The following is a 2,888-nucleotide window of genomic DNA, read 5'->3' as shown; positions in this document are numbered from 1 at the left end:
GTGATGATATTTACGTTGTAACGGATGGACATTTCCTGGAAACGAACCTTGATCTCCGGTGTATATTGGGCAAGCGATCGCATGGCCTCTGCTTCAGGCATTTCATTGAAGCCTGCCAGCAGCGGACCATTGAACAATTCGGGGAACAGGGCGAAGTCGCTTTTGTATGCAGAAACGGAATCAACAAAATACTCCGCCTGGCGAAACAGCTCATCCAGGTTATTATAGGGTCGCATTTGCCATTGTATTAACCCAAGCCGCACAAAGGTTTTTACATTGAACAGGTGTTTGGGGGCGGGAGCATAATATACATTGAACCATTGCAGCAGGGTAGCGTATTCTTTACTTTGCTCGTCTTCGGGCAGGTAATTGTGCAATACTTTTACCACGTGAAAATCATTGGCAAGCTGAAAGCTGAGTACCGGGTCGTATATTTCTTTGCTTTTTACTTTCGCTATATATGCTTTGGGACTCAGCTGACCGGCGTGTTCATGGTATCCCGGCAGTCTCCCTCCAAACACGATCGCTCTCAGGTTCAGGTTTTCACAAAGATCCTTTCGGGCATCATATAGTCTTCTGCCCAGCCGCAGCCCGCGGTAACCCGGATGAATGAATATCTCTATGCCATACAATACGTCTCCCTGGGGATCATGCGTATTGAATGTATAATTTCCGGTGATCTGTTTGTATGTATGATTATCACCAAATCTTTTATAGTCTACAATAATGGATAATGCACATCCCACCACCACGCCATCTGCTTTTATAACGATCTGTCCTTCGGGAAATTTTTCGATAAGCCTTTCAATAGCACCGGGACTCCAGTAACCGCCCTGCCAGCCACTGTATGAAGCTTTCATTGCTTCCAGCAGTTGCCTGTAATCTTCAAAACGCAGGCCTCCTATTTCTATTTGCTCTATGGTCATTTTTATACTTTTGTTACGCAGGAATTCCTGTAATATAAATTATTCCTTTGGGTTTTCATTCCAGTAATAGCTGTCGGGATATGCTCTTCTCCCGAATACCGCCGTGCCCACCCTTACTATTGTTGCGCCTTCGGAAATGGCCGTTTCCAGGTCGCCGCTCATTCCCATCGAAAGCTCATCCATGGTAACATTGGGGAGGTTTAAGTCTTTAATTTGATCCTGAATATTTTTGAGCAATCGAAAACACTTCCTCACCTTTTCGGTTTCCGCGCTAAAAATACCGATCGTCATTAATCCTTTGATGCAGATGGCGTCCATTGCGGCTATTGCTTTAACCAGTTGAACGGCGTTTTCGGGGGCCACGCCGAATTTACTTTCCTCAGCGGAGGTGTTAACCTGTATCAAAACATCAATGCTCCTGCCCTCATACTGAAGGCGCCGGTTGAGCTTCTGAGCCAGTTCCAGCCGGTCAACAGACTGGATGCAACCGGCATACCTGATTACTTCTTTTATTTTGTTGGTTTGCAGATGCCCGATAAAATGGGTTTCGTGTGGAATGTCTTTTAATGCTTCAAATTTTTCTTTCAGCTCCTGCACTTTATTTTCGCCGATCAGCGTTTCGCCCTGTTGCAAAGCGATCCTGATATTTTCGGCAGATACGGTTTTGGTGGCAAGCAACAGCTTTACCGAACCTTCATCCCTGCCGCATTGATCGCAGGCTGACCTGATACGTTGCTTAATGGCCGCAAGATTTTCAATGATCGTACTCATAGTGATGCAAAGGTGACGATTAATTGAATATGCTATGCTTTTGTCTGCAACCGCGTTCATCCGTAACCGGAAACACAACTTCTTTACAGTCTTAGGGGATCAGTTCCATTTCCTTCATCCAGTACGCACATCTGCCAAACCATTCATCAAAGGAGGGGGTGGTTAAAAAACCGTGTTCCCCTTTCGCATAAATATGCAGTCCGGTGCTTACGCCATTGTGCTTAAGAGCAGAATAGAAAGACAGGCTGTTGGCAACAGGAACTACCGAGTCGGCATTGGAATGTACCAGAAAAGCCGGAGGGGTTGATTTGTTAACATGCAGCTCGTTGGAGTAGAGGAGAATTTGTTTTTCCGTTGGTGCGTTACCCAGTAAATTGTTACGCGACCCGGTATGTCCTATCCTATCGGTAAAGCTGATCACCGGGTTGATCAGCAGCATGAAATCGGGACGGAGGTTCACGCCTTCTCTGTTTTCAATCAATGGTTCACGGTAATGCGTACCTGCTGTGGCAGCCAGGTGCCCTCCCGCTGAAAAACCCATGATACCGATCTTTTGGGGATCAATGTTCCATTGAGGGGCATTTTGCCGAACCAGTTGAATGGCTCTTTGTGCATCCTGCAATGGCCCGATGGATCTGTCTTTCATCGTTTTATCAGACGGCAACCTGTATTTCAAAACAAAAGCGGTTACGCCCAGCTTGTTGAAAGTTCGGGCTACATCGGTTCCTTCGCGTTTGGTAAGCAACACATGATAGCCACCTCCGGGACAAATAATAACCGCTGTACCATTTGCTTTATCTTTTGGCGGAAGAAAAACGGTAAGTGTTGGAATGGATACGTTGAAGGTGAGTGAATCTACCAGTTCATTCGCTTTTCTATTTTCTTCATTTGGTGCGCCTGTTGAATTGGGGATATTTCCGGCGTACAAAGGGATTTCCTGTTGTGCAAAACAACAGTTGCCTGTTAGTAAAAAAAATAGAGCGAAACGGTACAGCATGAGTAATTTTTTATATGGTCACATTTTTTATATTAATCTGCAACTTCCCAATGGCCGCCTTTTGCCGGGCCAACACGTGTAAGTTTTTTAGATTCGATCAGCTTCTTTATATTCCTCGCCACATTTGTTGGCGCTATGCCTACCAGCTCCGATAGCGCCGTGTAGGTTATCTTTTTATTGTTTTTTATAGCATT

General features: G+C 45.4%; 4 protein-coding genes. All 4 read right to left on the bottom strand.

Features of this window, described 5'->3' with window-relative positions; translation table 11 throughout:
- On the bottom strand, positions 1 to 926 hold a 926-nt coding region (locus PLH26_RS21325), incomplete at its 3' end, for a GNAT family N-acetyltransferase (RefSeq protein ID WP_324588036.1).
- A 39-nt stretch (positions 927 to 965) separates the two neighbouring features.
- A complete protein-coding gene (locus PLH26_RS21320; RefSeq protein ID WP_324588035.1) occupies positions 966 to 1,697 on the bottom strand; it encodes a YggS family pyridoxal phosphate-dependent enzyme in 732 nt (243 codons plus the stop codon).
- 91 nt (positions 1,698 to 1,788) lie between these two features.
- Positions 1,789 to 2,694: an alpha/beta hydrolase gene (locus PLH26_RS21315; RefSeq protein WP_324588034.1), complete on the bottom strand. Its 906-nt coding sequence runs from the start codon at positions 2,692 to 2,694 to the stop codon at positions 1,789 to 1,791.
- Positions 2,695 to 2,726: 32 nt separating this feature from the next.
- On the bottom strand, positions 2,727 to 2,882 hold the full coding sequence (locus tag PLH26_RS21865) for a winged helix-turn-helix domain-containing protein (protein ID WP_502876433.1): 156 nt from the start codon (positions 2,880 to 2,882) through the stop codon (positions 2,727 to 2,729).
- Positions 2,883 to 2,888: the final 6 nt, after the last annotated feature.

Source organism: Agriterribacter sp., from assembly GCF_035444585.1.
Classification (GTDB): Bacteria; Bacteroidota; Bacteroidia; order Chitinophagales; family Chitinophagaceae; genus Agriterribacter.
Note: the sequence above shows the minus strand (reverse complement) of the source record. Positions and strands in the feature narration are given on the sequence as shown.

Coding starts and splice junctions, on each gene's coding strand:
- PLH26_RS21315 (WP_324588034.1), bottom strand. CDS start 2,694: ATGCTGTACCGTTTCGCTCTATTTTTTTTACTAACAGGCAACTGTTGT.
- PLH26_RS21320 (WP_324588035.1), bottom strand. CDS start 1,697: ATGAGTACGATCATTGAAAATCTTGCGGCCATTAAGCAACGTATCAGG.